Genomic DNA, 21,342 nt, shown 5'->3' on the forward strand with positions numbered 1-21,342 from the left:
CGCGCAATTGAGAATGGTGAGCACTTGACGGGGCTTTCTAAACGACAATTTTCCTGCTTCTCTATCAGTCCGGAGGGGCGCTTATGGGACGTGTTCTGCGTATCTTGAAGGCGGCGGCTTCAGGCGTTGCCGTCATCGTCGTTGCGGGTGCGGGCTGGCTTTATGTCAGGCCGCCGGAGTTGCTGAGGATCGGCGACGGCTATGCGGCGAAGATCGTCTGCTCGAATGTCTTCCTGGCAGGGCGCGACGCGAATACCGTGCTTGCCGAGGACGTCCAGGCGCCCGGAAATCCCTTGCTGCGGTTGATTCGCGTGCATGTCGATGAGGCCGGCAAGCAGGTGACGGCGCGCATTCTCGGCCTGTTTGCCGCCAATTATGCGATCTACCGCGATGGCCTCGGCTGCACGGCGGTGCCGGATGGCGATTTCGCCGCCGCGAGAAAGGCGGTGCCCGAGCCTGTCGCCGCCAAGCCTCCCGAGGACGCAGCCGTGCTGCCGATCGAAAACGATGCGGCGATCTCAGCGCTGCTTGCCGATCCCCGGTTGACGGGTGAGAACATGCGCGCGGTCGTCGTCGTGCATGACGGCAAGATCGTCGCCGAAAGCTACGGCAAGGGGTTTGGTCCGCAAACGCCATTGATCGGCTGGTCGATGACGAAGACGGTCAACGCCGCTCTCGTGGGTCGGTTGATGCTCGACGGCAAGATCGATGCCGGTGATGCCGGGCTGTTTCCGCAATGGCGCGACGACAAGCGGTCGCAGATCACGCTTGGGCAGCTGCTTGGGATGGAGAGCGGCCTCAGGTTCAACGAGAACTACGGCACGGTGGCTGACGTCACCCGGATGCTCTATCTCGACGCGGACCAGACGGCGCTGCCGGCAAGTCTTGATCTCGACGACGATCCCGGCACGCAGTTCAACTACTCCAGCGGAACATCCGTGTTGATCTCCCGCATCTGGATGGATCGCTTGGGCGACGAGAAGCAGGCGATCGATTATCCGAGGACGGCGCTGTTCGATCCGCTCGGCATGTCGAGCGCTGTTTTCGAAGTGGATGCGCGCGGCACCTTCGCCGGCAGCTCCTATCTCTATGCGACGGCGCGCGATTGGGTGCGGTTCGGGCAGTTCCTGTTGCAGGATGGTGTGTGGAACGGTGAGAGGCTGCTGCCCGAGAGCTTCATGAGCATGATGCGTACACCGACGGCATCCTCCGGCGGCATGTATTCGCATGGTCAGGCCTGGCTTCGCCCGCCCGGCAGCGGGAGGAGCGGGGAGACCGGTATTCCGGGCGACGCCTTCTGGCTGGAAGGGCATGATGGCCAGAGCATGGTGATCGTGCCGTCGGCCAGCCTCGTCATGGTCAGGCTCGGCCTGACGCCGAGCTGGCTGCGTTACCAGCCGGAAATTCTGCTGAAGGAAATATTGGCGACGCTGCCATCGCCGACTAGGTCGGCATCCGCCGATCCCGCTCAATAGAGCCTTTGGGGCTGTAGGGCTTAGTAGTTGCCGTGGGCGATGTCGTCCATGCCCTTGCGCTTGGCGTCGTAATAGTAGCCGCGCGCGTAGAGCCTGACGGCGTTGTCTTCGCTGTTGTCGGACACCAGCCATGCGCCGCGGAGATATTTGGCGGCATACTTGATGTTGGTTTCGGCGTCGAACAGGCCCTCGGGCTGGCCGTCGTAACCCATCGACTTGGCGGTGTTGTACTTGATCTGCATGAGGCCGAAGTAGCCGCGCTTGTTGTAGGCCTTCGGGTTGTACCGGCTTTCGCGGTGAACGACGCGGTGAAGCAGCGTCGCAGGTACCTTGTAGATTTGCGAGTACTTGTCGATGATCTTGGTGATCGCGCTCTTTTCGACCGTCGGCGCGCCATCGTCGTCGCTGTCATTGTCGCTGAACATCGGCGGCGCGGTCGGCGGGTCCATCGGGCCCGATGTGTCGAAGCCGTAGTCCATCATCGAATGCGGGGTGGTGTCGATCGCCGAAAGGGCGGCAATGGCATTGTTCTGCGGGCTGGCGGCGAAAGCGAGCTCGGTCGATGGGGCGCCCGGTCGTGGTGTCGGCACCACGGATTGGATCGCGGTCATTTCGGGTGTCAGCGGGATCTGGCCGTAGGCGGCTGGCTGCAACTGCGCGGTCTGCTGCGCCGAATCGACTGCCGGCATGGCCGCGGTTGCCACGGACGCAGCGGTCTGGTCGCCGCCGATCTGAGTACCAAGTGTGCCTTCGCCTGCGGGGATGGCCGCAAACATCGCGTCTTCGCCGGGCTTCGGTGTAGGGACGACGACCTGTTCGGCCATCAAATCCGCTTGGGATGTGTATTCGACGCTCGAGCAGCCAGCAGCAACGCAGCACAGCATCGTGGATACGATGAGATTGCGTTTAAAGCCGGAAAAACCGATCGCTGCCATACTCTCACTCTCGTGAAAACGCGCCACCCCGGCAGCGTCAAAAGTTACCAAAAACCTTAAGCCCTGAATTGCCAATTAACCTATTCGTTGCTTTGCGGCAACCCACGGAAAATTTCTCGCGCTTTTCGCGGTCGGTAAGCCTGAGATTTTCAGGCAGCGATGCGGCGATATCCGGCGGTCACGGCGCCGGCTGCAATGAGCAATGTGCCGCCCGTGCGATTGACCGCGCGCTGCACGGCGGCCTTGCGAATCAGGCCTCGCGCGGCATGCGCGGCAAGGGCGTAAGTGGAGGCGTTGATGGTCGCGAGCACCAGGAAAGTCGCTTCCATGACCAGCATCTGACCGAAGAACGGACTTGCCGGGTTGAGGAACTGCGGCACGAAGGCGACGAAGAACACGATGCTCTTCGGGTTGAGCGCGGTCACCACATAGGCGTGGAGGAAGATCTTCAGCGATTTTTCTTCGGGCAGATTGTCATTGTCGGCCATTGGGCCGTCAATGATCGGCGCCCGCCAGAGCTTGATGCCGAGCCAGATCAGATAGGCGCCGCCGATGAACTTCAGGACGGTGAAGAGCGTCGCCGATGCGGCCAGCAGCGCGCCGAGGCCGAACAGAGATGCCGTCATCGCGGTGAAGTCGCCGAGCGCCACGCCGCTCACGGTCGCAAAGGCTGTCTTGCGGCCGTGGCCGAGCGCATAAGATACGACGAGGAGAATCGTCGGCCCTGGGATAGCCAGCATGATTGCCGATGCGGCAGCAAATGCTAGCCAAGCTTCGAGCGACATGGAATCTCCTCCTCTTTCATTAGAGGACAAGCAAAGACATCATATCTCGCCTGCGTCAATCATGCGTCTTCGTATTTCTGGCCGATCTCGTCCATCAGTTCGCCGAACCACTTGACCGAGGTGTCGAAAGCCTTGCCGCCCTTGATGCGCGGGAATTCGATGGTGCGCAGCTTGCCGTTCTGGCCTTCGTCGTGGCCGGTGACGCCCGAGACCTTGTTCAGCGCGCTGTCAACGGCGAGGTCGGTCATGCTCTGGATAAGGCGCAGATCGTCGCCATTGGCGGGCGCGGAGCGGGCGAAATAGCCGGATTTCTGGACCAGCGAACGCTCGGCGTTCAACAGGCTCGCAAACTGCTTCTGGAACCAGCCGCCGACATTGATGGTGTCGATTTTCACGTGGCCGAAGGCGTCGCGCTTGACCGTTTCGCCGGCCGCTTCACGCTCGGCGACGATGGCGTCCAGGCAGGCACCTTCCGAGACGAAGACGGTCGCATGGCCGGTACGATCCATGATCTCCTTCAGGCGCGCCGATTCTTCCTCGAGGTCGAACAGCGTTTCAGGCAGATAAACCGCGTCGATGCTCTTCATGCCGGCATTGGTCATCATGCCGTCTACATATTCATTGTTGCGGGTGCGCTTCAGATAGGCGCGGGCGGTGGCCGCCGTCAGCCAGCCGCAGTGGCGGCCCATCACTTCATGGATAATGAGGGTGCGCGGAGCGGCGGTCTGCTCGTTGCTGACATTGTCGAAGAAGTGCGCGCCGACTTCGGCCGCCGTCCAGGCGCCGAGCGATTGGCGGATCGGAACGACGTCGTTGTCGACGGTTTTTGGGAGGCCCACGACCGTCAGGTCGTAGCCGTTGGCGGCGAGATAGGCGGCGAGGTCGGCGGCCGTCGTGTTGGTGTCGTCGCCGCCGATCGTGTGGAGAATGCTGACGCCGTCATTGGCGAGGCGCTCGGCTGCGACCCGGAGCGGGTTTTCGCCTTCCTTGACGAGGCCGCGCTTGACGCAGTCGGCGGCGTTGGTGAGCTTGACGCGGCTGTTGCCGATCGGCGAGCCGCCGTAGCGATGTAGCAGATAGGCCTTCTCACGCATCTCAGGCGTGATCTTGATGCTGTCGCCCTGAAGTACGCCCTGGTAGCCGGAGCGGTAGGCGATAAGTTCATGATCGGGAGCAATGTCGGTGTAGCGTTCGATCAACCCGCCGACGGCCGAAGAGAGGCAAGGCGCAAGGCCTCCTGCCGTGAGCATTGCGACTTTTTTCTTGGCCATGGGTGTCTCCGCTATCCGTGTCTAAACTTGGTTCGGTCGTGCATGGATGCGGCAGAGAGCGGATGGTGTAAAGTGTTGTTTCTGTGAAAAATGCGTGTTGCAGCGCGGTCAAGCAAGCAAGTCGCCCGAAGGCGCTGATCTAATCGGTTCAAGCCGCAACAGCTGTCTGCATGGGACTGTGGAAATTGTCGGCGCGTCCGTTCCAAGACGTCTCGATGCGGCGCGACAAAGCGTCACGAGGTCGTCGGGCGGGTGGCCAGCAAAGGGCGCGAATGTTTCGGTTACACGCGACCATTACCGAATTGTGAAAGGTGTTTTCAACCCTGCGGCCAATCCCCGTCTTGCAAAGGCAACCTTTATTTGTTCAAGGTGTTTCTCCTTTTATTAGACGAGAGACCTGATGTCCTTCTGGGAAAAACTGCTGAACGCCATAGGCAACGCTGCGGGAAATGCGCTTTCCGCCGTGGTTGAGGCTGTTCGCACGGTTTTTGAAGGCGACCCCGAGACGCGGCGCAAGGTGGCGTTTTCGGTCGCGATCATCGCGCTGTCGGCGAAGATGGCTAAGGCCGACGGGATCGTCAGCGAGAAGGAGGTTCAGGCCTTCCGCGAGATTTTCGAATTCCCCGACGATCAGGCCGCCAATGTCGCGCGTCTCTATAATCTGGCGCGCCAGGACGTGGCCGGCTACGAGGCCTATGCGGAGCGGCTTTCGACGCTCTGCGTGACCTGCGCCGCCAATTGCCCGGTTCTGGAAGAAGTGCTCGACGGCCTGTTCCATATTGCCAAGGCCGATGGTCTCATCCACGAGAAGGAATTTGCGTTCCTGGCGCATGTGGCCGAAATCTTCCACATGAGCGAACAGCGCTTCGAGCAGATTGCCGCGCGGCATGTGTCGATCGGGGGCGATCCCTACAAGGTGCTCGGCGTTTCTCCGTCGGATGATTTCCCGACGATCCGCCGCCGTTACCACGGTCTCGTCAGCGAGCATCATCCGGACCGGTTGATCTCGCGCGGCGTGCCGGCCGAGTTTCATGCGATTGCCAATGAACGCATGGCGGCGCTCAATGCCGCCTACGAGGCGATCGAGAAGGAACGCCGCGCCGCATGACCGCCTTTGAGGCAGACTACGCCAAAGCGAGCGTAAGGCCGTCGCCGAACCATGGCGAGCGCGTCGACGGGCGAAAGCCCGATTTGGTCATTCTCCATTATACCGGCATGCCGACGGCGGACGGAGCGCTTGACTGGCTCTGTCGCGAAGAGAGCCAGGTCTCGTGCCATTACTTCGTGCATGAGAATGGCGACGTCGTGCAGCTCGTTCCGGAGGCGCGGCGCGCGTGGCACGCCGGCAAGAGCATCTGGCAGGGCGAGACCGATATCAACTCGTCGTCGATCGGGATCGAGATCGCCAATGCAGGGCATCCGGGCGGTTGCCCCGAGTATCCGCAGGCGCAGATCGATGCGGTGATCGAATTGTGTCGCGACTGCGGCGAACGTTGGTCAATCACCCCGGAAAGGGTGCTCGGACACTCCGATGTCGCCCCTCGGCGCAAGCTTGATCCGGGTGAAAACTTCCCCTGGGGATTGTTGCACTCCAGGGGCGTCGGCCACTGGGTGGCGCCGGCCGCGATCACCGGCGGACGCTTCTTCCAGCGCGGCGACCAGGGCCAGCCTGTCGAAGCCCTGCAGTCGATGCTGTCGCTCTACGGTTACGGCACTGAGATCACAGGCGAATTTTCCGACAAGATGGCCGGCGAGATCGAAGCCTTCCAGCGCCATTTCAGGCCGGAAAGGGTGGACGGGATCGCCGATTTCTCGACGATCGACACACTGCATCGCCTGCTATCGGCCCTGCCGCGTTACGGCGCCTGAGACCGGGCCGATTTGCCGGCATATACCCCTAGATTTTACGGGTTTGCCGCGCTGCCACATGTTTTCCCTATTATCTCCTCAATGCGATGGTCTAACCGCAGTCGCTAAACGGCGCCGGTTGTTTTGTTGTGTGTTGTCGACCGTCGTCAATTGAAACAGAAAAGAAATATCGCTGATACTTTGAGTATTGATGCGAATTTATGCTGCGTTCGGATTTCATTTATACGCAGCTTTTCTTTTGCTTGGAGTATCTGGACTACATGAGAAAGATTTTTTCTGCTGTGGTGTGCGCCAGCACACTGCTGATGGGATTCAATTGCGCAAACGCAGGCGAATGGGGCAATAGAGCGCAAGCGACAGAGACGACGCAGACACTCAAGACGCAAAAGACAGATAAGGCCAAGACGGCCGAAGTGGCCTCGAAGAAGGCTCCGAAAGTTCACAAGACCCAGCGGGTACAGAAGGTCGCCAAGACCGATAATTCTCGGAAGAACGGGGCCCAGAAGACCGTGGCGCTGAATACCGTAGACCGTACGTCCGGTTTCGCGATGCCCGACATGCCCGGCAGCAAGTATGCGGCGATCATCGTCAAGTACGCGAGAGAGTACAACGTTCCGGTCGAACTCGCGCATGCCGTGGTTCGTGTCGAAAGCAACTACAATCCGAATGCTCGCGGCAGCGCCGGCGAAATCGGCCTCATGCAGATCAAGCCGGCGACGGCTCGCATGATGGGTTATTCGGGTTCCAGCAAGGGTCTCTTCGATCCGGATACCAACATCAAGTACGGCATGAAGTATCTGGCGGCCGCGCACACGCTTGGTGGCGGTGAGACCTGCGATACCATCCTCAAGTACAATGCCGGCCACGCGGCGACCCGCATGAACCCGGTTTCCAAGGCCTACTGCGGCAAGGTGCTGGCGATGATCAACTGATCGCCAGCGTGGGATAGCCACGGGCGAAAGCGCTTGTGGCTGAATCACCTGAGGGCATGACTTAACAATATGATTCAACTTGCAGATCGTGCTATCTCCCCTTGAAACGAGGTGAGACATGGCATGTGATTTCAAGGCGATCATAATCGGGCGCGGAATGATGGGCGCGGCTGCGGCCCGCCATCTCAGCGCGATGATCGAAGGGGTGGCGCTGATCGGCCCGAGCGAGCCTGTCGAGCGCAAAAGCCACCACGGTGTGTTCGCGAGCCACTATGACGAGGCGCGCATTACCCGCACCTTCGACGACAATATCGTCTGGGCGACGCTCGCCGCCCGTTCGCTCGACCGTTACGCCGAGATCGAGGCGAAGAGCGGCATCTCCTTCTTCACCGAAGCCGGATGCCTGTTCGCCGGGCCGGTGCCGCAACCGGGGCAGGGCTATCTCGGACGCGCGATCGAGGTCTCCGACGGGCTCGGCGTCGAGTATGAGGTGCTGGATGCGGCCACCTTGCGCCAGCGCTTTCCGGAGTTCACGCTGAAGGAGAGCTTCAGCGGCTATTACGAGAAGCGCCGCGCCGGCCATGTCAATCCGCGCGCCCTGGTGCGCGCGCAGACTGCGCTTGCGGAAGTGGGCGGCGTCACCATCATCGATGCGACGGTAACCAGCGTCCGGGATACCGGCTCCCATGTCGAGGTGAGCGTCGGCGACCGGACCTATACGGCCGAGCGCGTGCTTGTCGCGGCCGGCGGTTTCAGCAATTTCAATCAGCTTCTTCCTGCGCCCGTGGATACCCGCGTGGCGGCGCGCACAGTGGTGTTCTACGAACTCGGCGAGCGCGAAAAGGCGATCTTCGGCGGCATGCCGTCGAGCATCGTCTTCGGCGACCGCGACGAGGACCATGTCTATATTCTCCCGCCGGTGCGTTATCCCGACGGCAAGACCTATTTGAAGCTTGGCGGCGATACCGAGACGCGCAGCTTCGACACGCTCCAGGATGCCGGGGCCTGGTTCCGCTCGGATGGCGACCCCGCCGAGCGCGATCTGCTGGTGGCAACTGCGCTGGAGCTGATGCCTGATCTCGCCGGTTGCCCGGTGACATCGGCGCCCTGCGTCGCGACCTTCACGCCGACCGCCTATCCCTATGCCGGTTTTACCTCCTCGCCACGAATCGCGGTGCTGACCGGTGGCAATTTCGTTGCCGCGAAGTCGTCCGACGAGCTTGGGCGGCTGGGGGCGGTGCTGCTTGCGGAAGGCGAGCTTGGCGAGGCCGATTTCGGCCAACAGCTGACGCCTTCTTTTCGATAGATCGGGACGGTCATGAGCGTGGATTTCAAATATATCATCGTCGGTCGCGGCATGATGGGTGCTGCCGCCACCCGGCATCTGGCGAAGTCGACCGATGGCGTTGCCGTCATCGGCCCGGACGAACCTCAGGATCGCAAGCGGCATGACGGCGTCTTCGCCAGCCATTACGACGAGGGGCGCATCACCCGGACCATCGATCCCGACCGCGACTGGGCCTTGCTCGCCAATCGCTCGATCGGCCGCTACGCGGAGATCGAGCGGGAGAGCGGCGTTTCCTTCTATACGCCAGCCGGCTGCCTCGTTGTTGGTCCCAAGCGCGGCGGGGCTGATACCTATGTCGAGCGGACATCGTCTGCTGCCCGATCGCTTGGGGTCGAGACGTCGCTGCTTGACGATGCCGGCCTGAAGGAGCGGTTTCCGTTCTTCGCCTTTGCCGCCGGTACCGAGGGTGTGCACGAGGCGACGGGGGCCGGCTATATCAGCCCGCGCAATCTCGTCAGGGCGCAGTCGATCGCCGCCGAGAAGGCCGGGGCTTCGGTCATCCGCGAGGTCGCGGTGTCGATACGCGACGAGGGCGTTCTGGTCGCCGTCGAGACGGCTGATGGGAGGACATATCGGGCCGAGAAGGTGCTGCTCGCTGCCGGCGGTTTTTCCATTGCGGAGAATCTCTTGCCGCAGCCTGTTGATCTGAAGGTTTATGCGCGCACCATCGCTTTCTACGAGGTCGACGAGGCGGCCGCCGCGCGGTTTGCCGGCATGCCGTCGCTGATCTCGCATGACGTCGATGGTCTCGACGATTTCTACATGCTGCCGCCGATCCGCTATCCCGACGGCAAATTCTACATGAAGATCGGCGGCGATCCCGATGATGTCAGGCTGGAGCGCGAGCCGGAGCTGCGGGACTGGTTCAAGACCGATGGGCGCGAGAGCGTCCAGTCGCATCTGACGCGGCTGATCGAACAGGCTGTGCCGGAGCTGCGGCCGGTCTCCACCTCAAGCGGCTCCTGCGTCGTCTCGGTTACGCCGAGCGGGCATCCGATGATCGGCTATACCGCGTCGCCGCGGATCGGCGTTCTCACGGGCGGTTGCGGCACGGCTGCCAAGAGTTCGGACGAGATCGGCCGGCTCGGTGCGTTGCTGTTGCTCGAAGGTGGAATCAACGGACAGGGCTACGCGACGGATTTCAAACCGTATTTCCGCGAAGCCTGACGCGATATTTTGTTGGCATTCGCTCCCAGTCTCGGTTAAGGGAGCCGGGCCAGTTGGCCGGGCAGCCGCGCTTTACCAATGTCGAAAGACGGTAGGGTGAGGAAAGTCCGGGCTCCACGGAAACACGGTGCCGGATAACGTCCGGCGAGGGCGACCTCAGGGAAAGTGCCACAGAAAGCAAACCGCCTGCTTCGGCAGGTAAGGGTGAAAGGGTGGGGTAAGAGCCCACCGCGTCTCCGGCAACGGCGATGGCAAGGTAAACCCCACCGGGAGCAAGACCGAATAGGGATGACGCGGACGGCGCAAGCCGTCCGGCTGGTTTCCAGGCCAGTCATCCGGGTGGGTTGCGAGAGGCAACGTGCAAACGTTGTCCCAGAGGAATGGCTGCCACGTTCCGGTTTCGGCCGGAGCCATACAGAACCCGGCTTACAGGCCAACTGGCGATTGTCTTTTCATCGACGTCCATACGATTTCACTGGCCCTTTAGGGCTCAGTGAGACGTTGGCGGCTGGCGAAGGCACTCCTCGCAAACGGTGCTGCTCAGCGAAAGTGCCGACCATCGCTTGAGTAGTTTTCCACAGTTTACACACTGAATTTCAGAAGTCATGCCGACTTTCTTCAGTGGAGGCTGAGTATTCGGCGACTTCATTCCAGCCAACATTCCCTTGAAGCTAAAACTCGCCATGGATTTTCTCCGTGCTTTCTTAGTTTGTTCTGCAAATGGATATGTTTTTGTCTTTGTGTATGCATGATATCTAAAATACATTATTTTCCGTTAACGACATAGTAGGCATAACACGTCGGTTGAACACATGCGAGTGAACGGGGAGGTGGCTCGAGGTATTCACGGCCAGATGCGCATTTAAAGTTGAGTTTTGCGATTTTCACCTGCGCGGCGTGTTTGAATTCATTTTCCGCAACCGGGGATGTTTTTCGCCGCAAGCTGCGGTGCCGCTTTGGGGCGCTTCGGAGCCTGAGAATTCGGGTGTTCATAACCCTTTGTTAAACTTAACAGCTTATAAATTTTCGATACTGCGCTCATCGTGAGACGGGCGTTTCCCATTGACGCCCATATGGTCCCATGTTATCCCATTCCTGCACTGCGCAAGGGCAATCAAGTGTCCACCAATCGCAAAGTAAAGGCGTACTCCTCACCGGAGACGCTGGATGGAATGTCGTTCATCCGGCTGGCGAAGCTGTGTCTGAGAAATGGGGTTCGGGGCGCCTAATCGCTGTCCGGGCTCTTTCGGGAACGGATGTTTCGTGTCATGGGCCGCTTCCTTTCACATGCGACCAACAGGATCGATTCCAAGGGCAGGGTCTCCGTGCCCGCGGCGTTTCGATCGGTGATGGCGCAGAGCAACATCCAGGATTTGTACTGCTTCCAGGATTTTGTGTTTCCGGCGATCAGCGTCGGCGGTTCGGACCTTCTCGAAAGGTTCGAGCGGCAGATCGCTGCGGAGGATCCGTTTTCGCCGGAAGCGAACGAGATGTCGCTTCTCATTCATGGGGGCGGGGTCTTCATGAAGCTCGACGCCGAGGGGCGGTTGATGGTCACGGATTTCATTCGCGACTTCACCGGTATCTCGGACGAAGTGACCTTCGTTGGTCGGGCGGATCATTTTCAGCTGTGGCAGCCGAAGGAATGTCAGGCTGTGCAGCAACGAGCACGAGAGGAGCGCAGGCTGGCGGGCAAGCGTTCCTCGTAACACGAGGGAACGGAATGGCGGCGAATCCTGGCGAAGGTTCAACTGATGCCGGTGGCGGACCGGTTCGCCACATTCCGGTTCTTCTCAACGAGGTGCTGACGGCGCTGGAGCCTGCTGCCGGCAAGGTCATTCTCGATGGCACGTTCGGCGCGGGCGGCTATACGTCGGCCATTCTGTCTGGTGGTGCCGATGTCATCGCGCTCGATCGCGATCCGACGGCGATCGCGGGCGGGCAGGCGCTGGTCGACGCACATGGCGGCCGCCTGAAGCTCATTCACTCGCAGTTCTCGCGGCTGGCCGATCACGCGCCGGCCGGTGGCCTCGATGGCGTCGTGCTCGATATCGGCGTGTCGTCGATGCAGATCGACGAGGCCGATCGCGGCTTCTCCTTCCAGAAGAACGGGCCGCTCGACATGCGCATGTCGGCATCCGGCGTTTCCGCCGCCGACGTCGTCAATCGCGCCAAGGTGGCCGAACTCATCCGCATCTTCCATTTCCTCGGCGAAGAGAGCCAGTCGCCACGCATCGCGCATGCGATCGAGAAGCGCCGCGCCGAAAAGCCGTTCGAGACGACGCGCGATCTGGCGGGTCTGATCGAGATCGTCACGCCGCGCAAGATGAAGGACAAGATCCATCCGGCGACGCGGGTGTTCCAGGCGCTGCGCATCTTCGTCAACGACGAGCTCGGCGAACTGGCGCAGGCGCTGTTTGCGGCCGAGCAGGCGTTGAAGCCGGGCGGCCGTCTCGTGGTCGTCACCTTCCACTCGCTGGAAGACCGCATCGTCAAGACCTTCTTCTCCGATCGCGCCGGCAAGGCATCCGGCTCGCGCCATATGCCGATCGCTCACGAGCGCGCCGCGACCTTCGACCGGATCGGCAAGCCGATGGTGTCGGCAAGCGACGCGGAAGCCGAGATCAATCCGCGCGCGCGTTCCGCCAAGCTGCGTGCGGGCCTCAGAACCACCGCGCCGGCTGAAGCCGCCGACATGTCGATCTTCGGACTGCCCAACCTCGCAAGCCTCGGAAAGCTCGGAGCCTGATATGCTGAGAACCTTCGACCTCGTTCTTGTTGGCGTCATGACGGCCGCGGCCGCCGTGACCTACACGATCAAGCATCGGGCCGAACTCAAGCTCGAGGAGGTTCACCGCCTCGAAGCGGAGATCAAGCTCGAGAAGGACACGATCGATCTCCTGAAGGCCGACTGGGCGCTGCAATCGCAGCCGAACCGGCTGGAGCGGCTGGTCAACAACTACAATAGCGAGCTGCAGCTGCAGCCGACCGTCTCGACCTCGCTGGTGCATGCCAAGGAGCTGCCGATGCTGAAGGCGCAGGTGCCGGTGCCGGAGATTGCCGACGCCAAGACCGGCAAGCCGAAGCCGAAGGTCGTGGCGAAGCCTGTCGAGGAAGAAGACGAAATGACAACCGGATCTGTGGAGTAGAGATGTCCTTTCTTTCACGCATCATGGTTGCCAAGAGCCAGGCCCACTTTTCCTCCGGCGTCTACAGCCGGTTCGGCGGTCCATCAGGCAGCGTATCGATCCAGGGCTCGCGCAAGAAGCGCAGCGGCCAGGCCAAGAGCCGCGTCGGCCTCCTGGCCTTCGCTTTCGTCTGCGTCTACTGCGTCATCGGCGGGCGTCTCGTCGAATACGCCGTGCGTGATCCCGACGTCGTATCCAGCATCCTGCCGCCCGACCGCCTGCTGGCGTCGCGCCCGGATATTCTCGACCGCAACGGCGAAGTGCTGGCGACCGACATTCGCACCGTCTCGCTGTTTGCCGAGCCGAACAAGATCGTCGATGCCGACGAGGCCGTCGAGAAGCTGACGACCGTGCTGCCCGATCTCGACATGAAGGGCACCTACAAGAAGCTCGCCAACCGCAACTCGCACTTTGCCTGGCTGCGCCGCCAGCTGTCGCCGAAGCAGCAGAGCCAGATTCTGGCGCTCGGCATTCCCGGCATCGGCTTCCGCCCGGAGAAGCGCCGCTTCTATCCCGGTGGCGCGACTGCCGCGCATATCCTCGGCTACGTCAACATCGACAATCGCGGCGTTGCCGGCATGGAGAAATATATCGACGACCAGGGGCTGGCCGATCTCGCCATGGTCGGCATGACCAGCGATCAGCCGCTGGAGCCGGTGAAGCTGTCGATCGATATCCGCGTCCAGAACATCGTGCGCGATATCGTCGTCAACGCGGTGAAGAACTACGAAGCCAAGGGTGCGGGCGCCGTCGTCCTCGACATCCACACGGGCGAAGTGCTCGCCATGGCATCGGCGCCGGATTTCGATCCGAACAATCCGCTCGAAGGCGCCAAGGAAGGCTGGCTGAACCGCATGTCGAACGGCACGTTCGAAATGGGCTCGACCTTCAAGACCTTCTCGCTCGCCATGGCGCTCGACACTGGCAAGGTCAACCTCAACTCCAGCTTCGACGCGACGCAGCCCTTGCACATCGGCGGCTTCACCATCCACGACTTCCATGGCCAGCGCCGCTGGCTGACGCTGCCTGAAGTCTTCCAGTATTCCTCCAACGTCGGCACGGCCCGTATCATCGACATCGTCGGCATCGATGCGCAGAAGGACTATCTGACGAAGCTGGGTCTTCTCACCAAGATGAAGACCGAGCTGCCCGAGGTGAAGATGCCGAGCCAGCCGAAAGTCTGGAAGAAGATCAACTCGGTGACCATCTCCTTCGGCCACGGTGTCTCGACGACGCCGCTGCAGACGGCTGTGGCCGGTGCCGCACTCGTCAATGGCGGCAAGCTGATCGAGCCGACCTTCCTGCCGCGCAATCGCGACCAGGCCGACGAAGTGGCCGAAGTGGTCGTCAAGAAGAGCACCAGCGACGACGTGCGCTATCTCTTCAAGGTCAACGGCGTGAAGGGCTCCGGCCGCAACGCCGATGTGCCCGGCTTCAACGTCGGCGGCAAGACCGGCACGGCCGACAAGGTCGTCAACGGCCGCTACGCTACCAACCTCAATTTCAACGCCTTCCTGGCGGCATTTCCGATCGAGAACCCGCAGTATGTCGTGCTGACCTTCTGCGACGAGCCGCACAATGGCGAAAAGGGCCAGAACATCGCGGCTTATACCGCCGCACCCATGGTCAAGAACATCATCTCCCGTGCGGCGCCAATCCTCGGTGTGGAACCGAAGTTCGGTGACGACGGATCGGCCATGTTGGTGTCTTATTGAGTCTGGATGAATGTCGCAGCCGATTCGCCATGGGGGCTCGACGGCTCGAGAGAAAAGTGTGCGTTCGATGAAACTGAGGGACATCGCCGGAAATGCGTTTCCGGAATTGAAGGAAGAACTGAACGGCCCGGTGGGCGCGCTGGAGATTTCCGGCCTTTCCGCCGACAGCCGCAAGATCGCGCCCGGCATGGCCTTCGTCGCCGTCGCCGGCACCAAGGCTGACGGCGCGGGCTTCATCGCCGACGCTGCCGCGCGCGGTGCCGCGGTCGCGATCGCCTCGCATCCGACCGAAGCCTCCATTCCCGTTCTCGTCGTCAGCGAACCGCGCCGCTTCCTGTCGCTCGCAGCCGCCAATTTCTACGGCAAGCAGCCGGAGACCATGGTCGCGGTCACAGGAACCGCCGGCAAGACGTCGGTCGCCTCCTTCACCCGCCAGATCTGGGCCTTTGCCGGCCACCCGGCCGCGATGATCGGCACAACAGGCGTCGTTTCGCCGACCCGCAACGATTACGGCTCGCTGACGACGCCCGACCCGGTGTCGCTGCATGCGCTGCTGGCTGAGCTGACCGATGAAGGCGTGACGCATGCCTCGATGGAGGCGTCCAGCCATGGTCTCGACCAGTCGCGCCTCGATGGCGTGAAGCTTGCCGCTGCCGCCTTCACCAATCTCGGCCGCGATCACATGGATTATCATCCGACGATCGAGGACTACATGGCCGCCAAGATGCGGCTCTTCGATACGCTGCTGCCAAAGGGTAACCCCGCCGTGATCTTTGCCGACGACGCATGGTCGGAGCAGGCGATCAAGGCGGCGATCGATGCCGGGCATGTGGTGCGCACCGTCGGCCGCAAGGGCGAATATCTGACGCTGAAGCGCGTCGAGCATTTCCGCCACAAGCAGGTCGCCGAAATCCACGCCGAGGGGCAGATCTTCGAGGTCGACATTCCGCTTGCCGGCGATTTCCAGGTCGCCAATACGCTTGTTGCCGCCGGCCTTGCCATGTCCACGGGCGTTCCGGCCAAGGTCGCGATGGCCGCTCTTGAGAAGCTGCAGGGCGCTTCGGGTCGTCTTGAGCTCGTCGGCCACAGCAAGGATGGCGCGCTCGCTTATGTCGATTACGCCCATAAGCCGGATGCGCTGTCGAATGTGCTTGAATCCGTACGTCCGTTCACGACCGGCCGCGTCATCGTCGTCTTCGGCTGCGGTGGAGACCGCGACCGCGGCAAGCGGCCAATCATGGGCGAGATCGCCTGCCGGCTCGCCGATGTCGTGGTCGTCACCGACGACAATCCGCGCTCGGAAGAGCCCGCATCGATCCGTGCCGAGATCATGGCCGCGGCCCCTTGCGCCACCGAGATCCCCGATCGCGCCCAGGCGATCCGCGAGGCGGTCGGCATGCTGAACTCCGGCGACACGCTGATCGTTGCCGGCAAGGGGCATGAAGAGGGGCAGACGATCGGTGGTGTCACGCTGCCGTTTTCGGATCACGCCGAATTGCGCAAGGCTTTGGAGGAGCTGAAATCGTGAATTGGCTTTGGACAACGCAGGACATGATCACGGCCATGGCCGGGCGCCCGTTCGGCACCTTGCCGGAAGGGATTACCGGGATCGCGATCGACAGCCGCTCGATCCAGCCGGGTGAGGCCTTCTTCGCGATCAAGGGCGATCGGGTCGACGGTCACGACTATGCGTCGATGGCGATGGCCAATGGCGCGGCTTTGCTCGTGGTCAGCGAGGCGCGCCTGCCGGCGATGGGGCGCCTGACCGTGCCGATGATCGTCGTCGAGGACGTGCTTGTTGCGCTCGGCAAGCTCGGGCTTGCGGCGCGGGCTCGTTCTCGTGCGCAGATCATCGCCGTCACCGGCTCCGTCGGCAAGACGACCACCAAGGAGATGCTGCGCCGGGTTCTGGCGCCATCGGGCAAGGTGCATGCGTCGGTCGCATCCTTCAACAATCACTGGGGCGTGCCGCTGACCTTGGCGCGCATGCCGCTCGACACCTATTTCGGCGTCTTCGAAGTCGGCATGAACCACCCGGACGAAATCCGCCCGCTGGTGAAGATGATCGAGCCGCATGTCGCTGTCATCACCACGATCGCGCCGGCGCATCTCGGCAATTTCAAGAGCATCAAGGAAATCGCGACCGCCAAGGCCGAGATCTTCGAGGGCGTCGTGCCCGGCGGCCATGCCGTGCTCAACCGCGACAACGACCAGTTCAATTTCCTCGACCGCACGGCGCAGGCCTGCGGCATTCAGCATATCCATTCCTTCGGGCAGCACGCCAAGGCCGATTTCCGCATGGCGGAGTTCAACGGCGGCGACCAGAGCTCGACCTTGTGGATCACCATCGACGGCGAGACGCATGAAGTCGCAATCGGCGCGCCCGGCAGGCACATCGCCGAGAACGCGCTGGCAGCCCTCGGCGTTGCCAGGATCGTCGGCGCCGACATGCAGTCGGCGATCGCGGCACTTGCTACGCTGCAGGCCGAAAAGGGCAGGGGGCGACGCCACAAGCTCTCGATCGGCCATGGCAGCTTCACCGTCATCGACGAAAGCTACAACGCCAATCCGACATCGATGCGCGCGGCAATCGCGCTGCTGGCGAGCTCCATGCCGACGGGATCGGGACGGCGGATCGCCGTGCTCGGCGACATGCTCGAGATGGGCGACTATTCGCAGAAGGTCCACACCGACCTCGCCGGGCCGCTGCTTGCCGCCGGCATCGAACATGTCTGGCTCGCCGGCCACGAGATGCTGGCGCTGAAGGAATCACTTCCCGAGAGCGTTTCGGTCGTGCATCGCGCGCAGACCGACGAACTCATCGACCACGTATTGAACTCTGTCGCGGTAGGCGACGTGCTGATGGTAAAATCGTCATTGGGCATCGGTTTCGGCAAGATTATTGCCGCGCTCCTTGACAAGTTCCCGCCATTTGCCGACACGCAACGCGAATTTTGAGCGGGTAAACAAGGGGCCCTGAATGCTGATTTGGCTAGTCGAACTGTCGGAACACCTGAAATTTCTGAACCTGTTCAGATACATTACGTTCCGCACGGGCGCCTCTCTCTTCACCTCCGCGCTGATCGTTTTCCTGTTCGGGCCGATGATCATCAACTCGCTGCGCATCCGCCAGGGCAAGGGTCAGCCGATCCGCGCCGACGGACCGCAGACGCACTTCAAGAAGGCCGGTACGCCGACCATGGGCGGCCTGATGATTCTCGCCGGCATCGTTGGTTCGTCGCTTCTGTGGGCGGATCTCTCGAACGTCTACGTCGTGGCGACGCTGCTCGTCACGCTCGGCTTCGGCGCGATCGGCTTTTATGACGACTATCTCAAGGTCAGCAAGCAGAGCCACAAGGGCTTCTCCGGCAAGGCGCGTCTCGGCATCGAATTCGTCATCGCCGGCATCGCCGTCTATTTCATGATGCGGGCGTCGCTGGCCTCGGGCCCCGCGGGTTCCACCTTCGGTTCGTCGATCGCGTTTCCGTTCTTCAAGGATTTCCTGATCAACCTCGGCATCATGTTCGTGGTCTTCGGCGGCTTCGTCATTGTCGGCGCCGGCAATGCCGTGAACCTCACCGATGGTCTTGACGGTCTCGCCATCGTGCCCGTCATGATCGCGGCCGCCTCCTTCGGCGTCATTGCGTATCTCGCCGGTAACGCCGTCTTCGCGAACTATCTGCAGATCAACTTCGTGCCCGGCACGGGCGAGCTGTCGGTCGTTCTCGGTGCCGTCATCGGCGCCGGCCTCGGCTTCCTGTGGTTCAACGCGCCGCCCGCCGCCATCTTCATGGGCGACACCGGTTCGCTGGCGCTCGGCGGCACGATCGGCACGGTTGCCGTCGCCACCAAGCACGAGATCGTCATGGCGATCATCGGCGGCCTGTTCGTCATGGAAACGCTATCTGTCATCATCCAGGTCGGCTTCTTCAAGATGACCGGTCGCCGCGTTTTCCTGATGGCGCCGATCCACCACCATTTCGAGAAGAAGGGCTGGACGGAAAGCCAGGTCGTGATCCGCTTCTGGATCATCGCCGTCGGCCTTGCCATGCTCGGCCTCTCGACGCTGAAGCTGCGGTAAGACGATCATGATCCCGGTCACCACGCTTTCTGGAAAAAAGGTCGCGCTCTTCGGGCTCGGCGGTTCCGGCTTCGCCACGGCGCGCGCCCTGATCCTTGGGGGCGCGGAGGTGACGGCGTGGGACGACAATCCCGACAGCGTGACCAAGGCCGCGGCCGAGGGGATCCACACCGCCGATCTGAGAACCATCGACTGGAACGCGCAGTCGCTGTTCGTGCTGTCGCCGGGCGTTCCCTTGACGCATCCGAAGCCGCACTGGACGGTCGATCTGGCGCGTGCCGCCGGCGTCGATATCGTCGGCGATGTCGAGCTCTTCGTGCGCGAGCGCCGGGCGCATGCGCCCGATGCGCCGTTCATCGCCATCACCGGCACCAACGGCAAGTCGACCACCACGGCGCTGATCGCCCATATCCTGAAGTCGAGCGGCCGCGACACGCAGCTCGGCGGTAATATCGGCACCGCCGTGCTGACGCTGGAGCCGCCGAAATCTGGACGGTTCTATGTCGTCGAGTGCTCCTCCTACCAGATCGATCTCGCGCCGACGCTCAACCCGTCGGCCGGCATCCTGCTCAACCTCACGCCCGACCATCTCGATCGTCACGGCACGATGCAGCACTATGCCGACGTCAAGGAACGGCTGGTTGCCGGCAGCGACGTCGCCATCGTCGGCGTCGACGACAGCCATTGCGAAATGATCGCCGACCGCATCGAGCGGGCAGGCGGCAAGGTCACGCGCATCTCCCGCCGCCACGCGCTCGCCGAAGGCATCTATGCCGAGGGCACGAAGCTCATCCAGGCGCAGGCGGGTGCCGCACTGCCGATCGCCGACCTCGACGGTATCCCGACGCTTCGCGGCAGCCACAACGCGCAGAACGCGGCGGCAGCCGTCGCCGCTTGCCTTGCAGTCGGCGTCTCGGTCGAGGATGTCCGCGCGGGTCTTGCGTCCTTCCCGGGCCTCAAGCACCGCATGCAGCCGGTCGGCCGGCGCGGCAATGTGGTGTTCGTCAATGATTCCAAGGCGACCAATGCCGATGCGGCCGCGCCGGCGCTGTCGAGCTACGACCGCATCTACTGGATCGCCGGCGGCCTGCCGAAGGCTGGCGGGATCACGACGCTCGCGCCGTTCTTCCCGCGCATCGCCAAGGCCTATCTGATCGGCGAGGCGGCCGCGGAATTCGCGGCCACGCTCGGCGAGGCGGTGCCTTATGAGATCTCGGGAACGCTGGACCAGGCGGTCGCGCATGCGGCCGAGGATGCGGGCAAGGACGAAAGCGGGCCATTGGCGGTCATGTTAGCACCGGCTTGCGCAAGCTTCGACCAATATAAGAACTTCGAAGTCAGGGGCGATGCATTCGTAAGCCATGTGGCAGCGCTCGACGGAATCACCATGCTGATCGGTTCGGCAACAGGAGAGAAGTGACATGGTAAGTCGTGCGGAACGCGGGGCATTGGCCGATTGGTTCTGGACCATCGACCGGTTCTTCCTGGCGATGTTCATCTTCCTGATGGGCATCGGCTTCATGCTGTCGTTTGCCGCATCGCCGGCGGTGGCCGAGCGCATCGGGCTTGAACCGTTCCACTTCGTCAAGCGTCACGCGGCCTTCATGATCCCGTCGCTGGCGGTGATGATCGGCCTGTCGTTCCTGACGCCGCGGCAGGTGCGCCGCACGGCAATCCTTCTCCTGATCGTCGCGATCGCCATGATGCTGCTCGCGCTGTTCTTTGGTGTCGAGGTCAAGGGTTCCCGCCGTTGGGTGACGCTCGCCGGTATCTCGATCCAGCCGTCTGAATTCATGAAGCCGGCCTTCGTGGTCGTCTGCGCCTGGCTGTTTGCCGAGCATGCGCGCCAGCCGGAAATCCCGGGCAATCTCTTCGCCATCATCCTCTTCGGCATGGTCGCGGCGCTTCTCGTGGCACAGCCCGACCTTGGCCAGACCATCCTTACCACCGCTGTCTGGGGCGGCATGTTCTTCATGGCCGGCATGCCGTGGCTGTGGATCATCGTGCTCGGCGCCGGTGGCGTCGGCGGTCTCGTCAGCGCCTATTACGTCTTCCCGCACGTGGCACTGCGTATCGACAAGTTCATGACCGGCGAGGGCGATACGTTCCAGATCGATACGGCGCGCGAAGCGATCATCCGTGGCGACTGGTTCGGCCAGGGTCCGGGCGAGGGCATCGTCAAGCGCATCATCCCCGACGCGCATACCGACTTCATCTTCTCGGTAGCCGCCGAGGAGTTCGGCATCATCTTCTGCATCGCTCTGGTCTTGCTGTTTTCGGCGCTCGTGCTGCGCGGTCTGTCGCATGCCTACAAGGAGCGCAACGATTTCAACCGTTTCGCCGTCGCTGGCCTCGTGCTGCAGATCGGCATACAATCCATCATCAACGTGGGCGTCAATCTCGAGCTGCTGCCGGCGAAGGGCATGACCCTGCCGCTGATTTCCTACGGCGGTTCGTCGATGGTCGCCATCTGCGTCACGGCCGGGTTCATTCTCGCGCTGACGCGCCACAGACCGGAAAAGCGTGCGCAGGAGCGGAGCCTGTTTCGCGTCGCGCACGGCATTCCGGCGGAGTAA

General features: G+C 62.2%; 18 protein-coding genes and 1 other RNA gene. 16 read left to right on the forward strand and 3 right to left on the reverse strand.

Annotation, left to right across the window (positions count from 1 at the left end; genetic code table 11):
* Positions 1-83: 83 nt before the first annotated feature.
* Positions 84-1,475 (forward strand): serine hydrolase domain-containing protein, encoded by a 1,392-nt coding sequence (locus ACCD05_RS23525; protein ID WP_413395712.1) that lies wholly within the window; start codon positions 84-86, stop codon positions 1,473-1,475.
* 20 nt (positions 1,476-1,495) lie between these two features.
* Here the strand turns inward: ACCD05_RS23525 and ACCD05_RS23530 are convergent, their stop codons facing one another.
* The 3 genes from ACCD05_RS23530 to ACCD05_RS23540 all read right to left on the reverse strand — a co-directional run bounded on the left by ACCD05_RS23530 (position 1,496) and on the right by ACCD05_RS23540 (position 4,466).
* Positions 1,496-2,410, reverse strand: a complete 915-nt coding sequence (locus ACCD05_RS23530) for a transglycosylase SLT domain-containing protein (protein WP_413395714.1) — start codon at positions 2,408-2,410, stop codon at positions 1,496-1,498.
* Between the two features lie 149 nt (positions 2,411-2,559).
* Complete coding sequence (locus ACCD05_RS23535; RefSeq protein ID WP_413395716.1) at positions 2,560-3,195, reverse strand: LysE family translocator; 636 nt, start codon at positions 3,193-3,195, stop codon at positions 2,560-2,562.
* Between the two features lie 59 nt (positions 3,196-3,254).
* Entirely contained in the window at positions 3,255-4,466 is a 1,212-nt protein-coding gene (locus ACCD05_RS23540) for a pyrophosphate--fructose-6-phosphate 1-phosphotransferase (protein WP_413395718.1), read from the reverse strand.
* 400 nt (positions 4,467-4,866) lie between these two features.
* On the opposite strand from ACCD05_RS23540, the gene ACCD05_RS23545 reads away from it, so the two are divergent.
* The 15 genes from ACCD05_RS23545 (at position 4,867) to ftsW (ending at position 21,342) form a co-directional block, all read left to right on the forward strand.
* Entirely contained in the window at positions 4,867-5,574 is a 708-nt protein-coding gene (locus tag ACCD05_RS23545) for a J domain-containing protein (protein WP_018897554.1), read from the forward strand.
* Positions 5,571-6,335: an N-acetylmuramoyl-L-alanine amidase gene (locus tag ACCD05_RS23550; RefSeq protein WP_413395721.1), complete on the forward strand. Its 765-nt coding sequence runs from the start codon at positions 5,571-5,573 to the stop codon at positions 6,333-6,335. The genes ACCD05_RS23545 and ACCD05_RS23550 overlap by 4 nt, the downstream gene beginning before the upstream one ends.
* Positions 6,336-6,595: 260 nt before the next feature.
* On the forward strand, positions 6,596-7,267 hold the full coding sequence (locus tag ACCD05_RS23555) for a lytic transglycosylase domain-containing protein (RefSeq protein WP_413395723.1): 672 nt from the start codon (positions 6,596-6,598) through the stop codon (positions 7,265-7,267).
* A 118-nt stretch (positions 7,268-7,385) separates the two neighbouring features.
* Positions 7,386-8,573, forward strand: coding sequence for an FAD-dependent oxidoreductase (locus tag ACCD05_RS23560; RefSeq protein ID WP_413395725.1), 1,188 nt, complete (start codon positions 7,386-7,388; stop codon positions 8,571-8,573).
* Positions 8,574-8,585: 12 nt separating this feature from the next.
* On the forward strand, positions 8,586-9,782 hold the full coding sequence (locus ACCD05_RS23565) for an FAD-dependent oxidoreductase (RefSeq protein WP_413395727.1): 1,197 nt from the start codon (positions 8,586-8,588) through the stop codon (positions 9,780-9,782).
* Positions 9,783-9,831: 49 nt separating this feature from the next.
* Positions 9,832-10,227, forward strand: an RNA gene (gene rnpB, locus ACCD05_RS23570) — RNase P RNA component class A.
* An 823-nt stretch (positions 10,228-11,050) separates the two neighbouring features.
* Entirely contained in the window at positions 11,051-11,491 is a 441-nt protein-coding gene (mraZ, locus tag ACCD05_RS23575; protein ID WP_413395729.1) for a division/cell wall cluster transcriptional repressor MraZ, read from the forward strand.
* 14 nt (positions 11,492-11,505) lie between these two features.
* Positions 11,506-12,531, forward strand: coding sequence for a 16S rRNA (cytosine(1402)-N(4))-methyltransferase RsmH (gene rsmH / locus ACCD05_RS23580; protein WP_413395731.1), 1,026 nt, complete (start codon positions 11,506-11,508; stop codon positions 12,529-12,531).
* 1 nt (position 12,532) lies between these two features.
* The gene (locus ACCD05_RS23585; RefSeq protein ID WP_018897561.1) at positions 12,533-12,931 is read left to right on the forward strand and encodes a hypothetical protein; all 399 of its coding nucleotides are present in this window, start codon (positions 12,533-12,535) and stop codon (positions 12,929-12,931) included.
* A 2-nt stretch (positions 12,932-12,933) separates the two neighbouring features.
* The gene (locus tag ACCD05_RS23590; protein ID WP_047505809.1) at positions 12,934-14,685 is read left to right on the forward strand and encodes a peptidoglycan D,D-transpeptidase FtsI family protein; all 1,752 of its coding nucleotides are present in this window, start codon (positions 12,934-12,936) and stop codon (positions 14,683-14,685) included.
* A 67-nt stretch (positions 14,686-14,752) separates the two neighbouring features.
* Positions 14,753-16,213, forward strand: a complete 1,461-nt coding sequence (locus ACCD05_RS23595) for a UDP-N-acetylmuramoyl-L-alanyl-D-glutamate--2,6-diaminopimelate ligase (RefSeq protein ID WP_413395734.1) — start codon at positions 14,753-14,755, stop codon at positions 16,211-16,213.
* Entirely contained in the window at positions 16,210-17,643 is a 1,434-nt protein-coding gene (locus ACCD05_RS23600; RefSeq protein WP_047505805.1) for a UDP-N-acetylmuramoylalanyl-D-glutamyl-2,6-diaminopimelate--D-alanyl-D-alanine ligase, read from the forward strand. The genes ACCD05_RS23595 and ACCD05_RS23600 overlap by 4 nt, the downstream gene beginning before the upstream one ends.
* Positions 17,644-17,665: 22 nt before the next feature.
* Complete coding sequence (gene mraY, locus ACCD05_RS23605; protein ID WP_047505803.1) at positions 17,666-18,766, forward strand: phospho-N-acetylmuramoyl-pentapeptide-transferase; 1,101 nt, start codon at positions 17,666-17,668, stop codon at positions 18,764-18,766.
* A gap of 7 nt (positions 18,767-18,773) precedes the next feature.
* Entirely contained in the window at positions 18,774-20,186 is a 1,413-nt protein-coding gene (gene murD / locus ACCD05_RS23610) for a UDP-N-acetylmuramoyl-L-alanine--D-glutamate ligase (protein ID WP_413395736.1), read from the forward strand.
* A 1-nt stretch (position 20,187) separates the two neighbouring features.
* Positions 20,188-21,342 (forward strand): putative lipid II flippase FtsW, encoded by a 1,155-nt coding sequence (ftsW, locus tag ACCD05_RS23615; RefSeq protein WP_026282825.1) that lies wholly within the window; start codon positions 20,188-20,190, stop codon positions 21,340-21,342.

Source organism: Rhizobium sp. Rhizsp42 (assembly GCF_047304155.1).
In the GTDB taxonomy this organism is placed as follows: Bacteria; Pseudomonadota; Alphaproteobacteria; order Rhizobiales; family Rhizobiaceae; genus Rhizobium.

Bases quoted from the DNA above. Each gene is read 5' to 3' on its own strand.
- ACCD05_RS23565 (WP_413395727.1), top strand. From the start codon at position 8,586: ATGAGCGTGGATTTCAAATATATCATCGTCGGTCGCGGCATGATGGGT.
- murD (WP_413395736.1), top strand. From the start codon at position 18,774: ATGATCCCGGTCACCACGCTTTCTGGAAAAAAGGTCGCGCTCTTCGGG.
- ACCD05_RS23525 (WP_413395712.1), top strand. From the start codon at position 84: ATGGGACGTGTTCTGCGTATCTTGAAGGCGGCGGCTTCAGGCGTTGCC.
- ACCD05_RS23560 (WP_413395725.1), top strand. From the start codon at position 7,386: ATGGCATGTGATTTCAAGGCGATCATAATCGGGCGCGGAATGATGGGC.
- rsmH (WP_413395731.1), top strand. From the start codon at position 11,506: ATGGCGGCGAATCCTGGCGAAGGTTCAACTGATGCCGGTGGCGGACCG.
- mraY (WP_047505803.1), top strand. From the start codon at position 17,666: ATGCTGATTTGGCTAGTCGAACTGTCGGAACACCTGAAATTTCTGAAC.
- mraZ (WP_413395729.1), top strand. From the start codon at position 11,051: ATGGGCCGCTTCCTTTCACATGCGACCAACAGGATCGATTCCAAGGGC.
- ACCD05_RS23530 (WP_413395714.1), bottom strand. From the start codon at position 2,410: ATGGCAGCGATCGGTTTTTCCGGCTTTAAACGCAATCTCATCGTATCC.
- ACCD05_RS23585 (WP_018897561.1), top strand. From the start codon at position 12,533: ATGCTGAGAACCTTCGACCTCGTTCTTGTTGGCGTCATGACGGCCGCG.
- ACCD05_RS23555 (WP_413395723.1), top strand. From the start codon at position 6,596: ATGAGAAAGATTTTTTCTGCTGTGGTGTGCGCCAGCACACTGCTGATG.
- ACCD05_RS23595 (WP_413395734.1), top strand. From the start codon at position 14,753: ATGAAACTGAGGGACATCGCCGGAAATGCGTTTCCGGAATTGAAGGAA.
- ACCD05_RS23545 (WP_018897554.1), top strand. From the start codon at position 4,867: ATGTCCTTCTGGGAAAAACTGCTGAACGCCATAGGCAACGCTGCGGGA.
- ACCD05_RS23540 (WP_413395718.1), bottom strand. From the start codon at position 4,466: ATGGCCAAGAAAAAAGTCGCAATGCTCACGGCAGGAGGCCTTGCGCCT.
- ACCD05_RS23535 (WP_413395716.1), bottom strand. From the start codon at position 3,195: ATGTCGCTCGAAGCTTGGCTAGCATTTGCTGCCGCATCGGCAATCATG.
- ACCD05_RS23550 (WP_413395721.1), top strand. From the start codon at position 5,571: ATGACCGCCTTTGAGGCAGACTACGCCAAAGCGAGCGTAAGGCCGTCG.
- ftsW (WP_026282825.1), top strand. From the start codon at position 20,188: ATGGTAAGTCGTGCGGAACGCGGGGCATTGGCCGATTGGTTCTGGACC.
- ACCD05_RS23590 (WP_047505809.1), top strand. From the start codon at position 12,934: ATGTCCTTTCTTTCACGCATCATGGTTGCCAAGAGCCAGGCCCACTTT.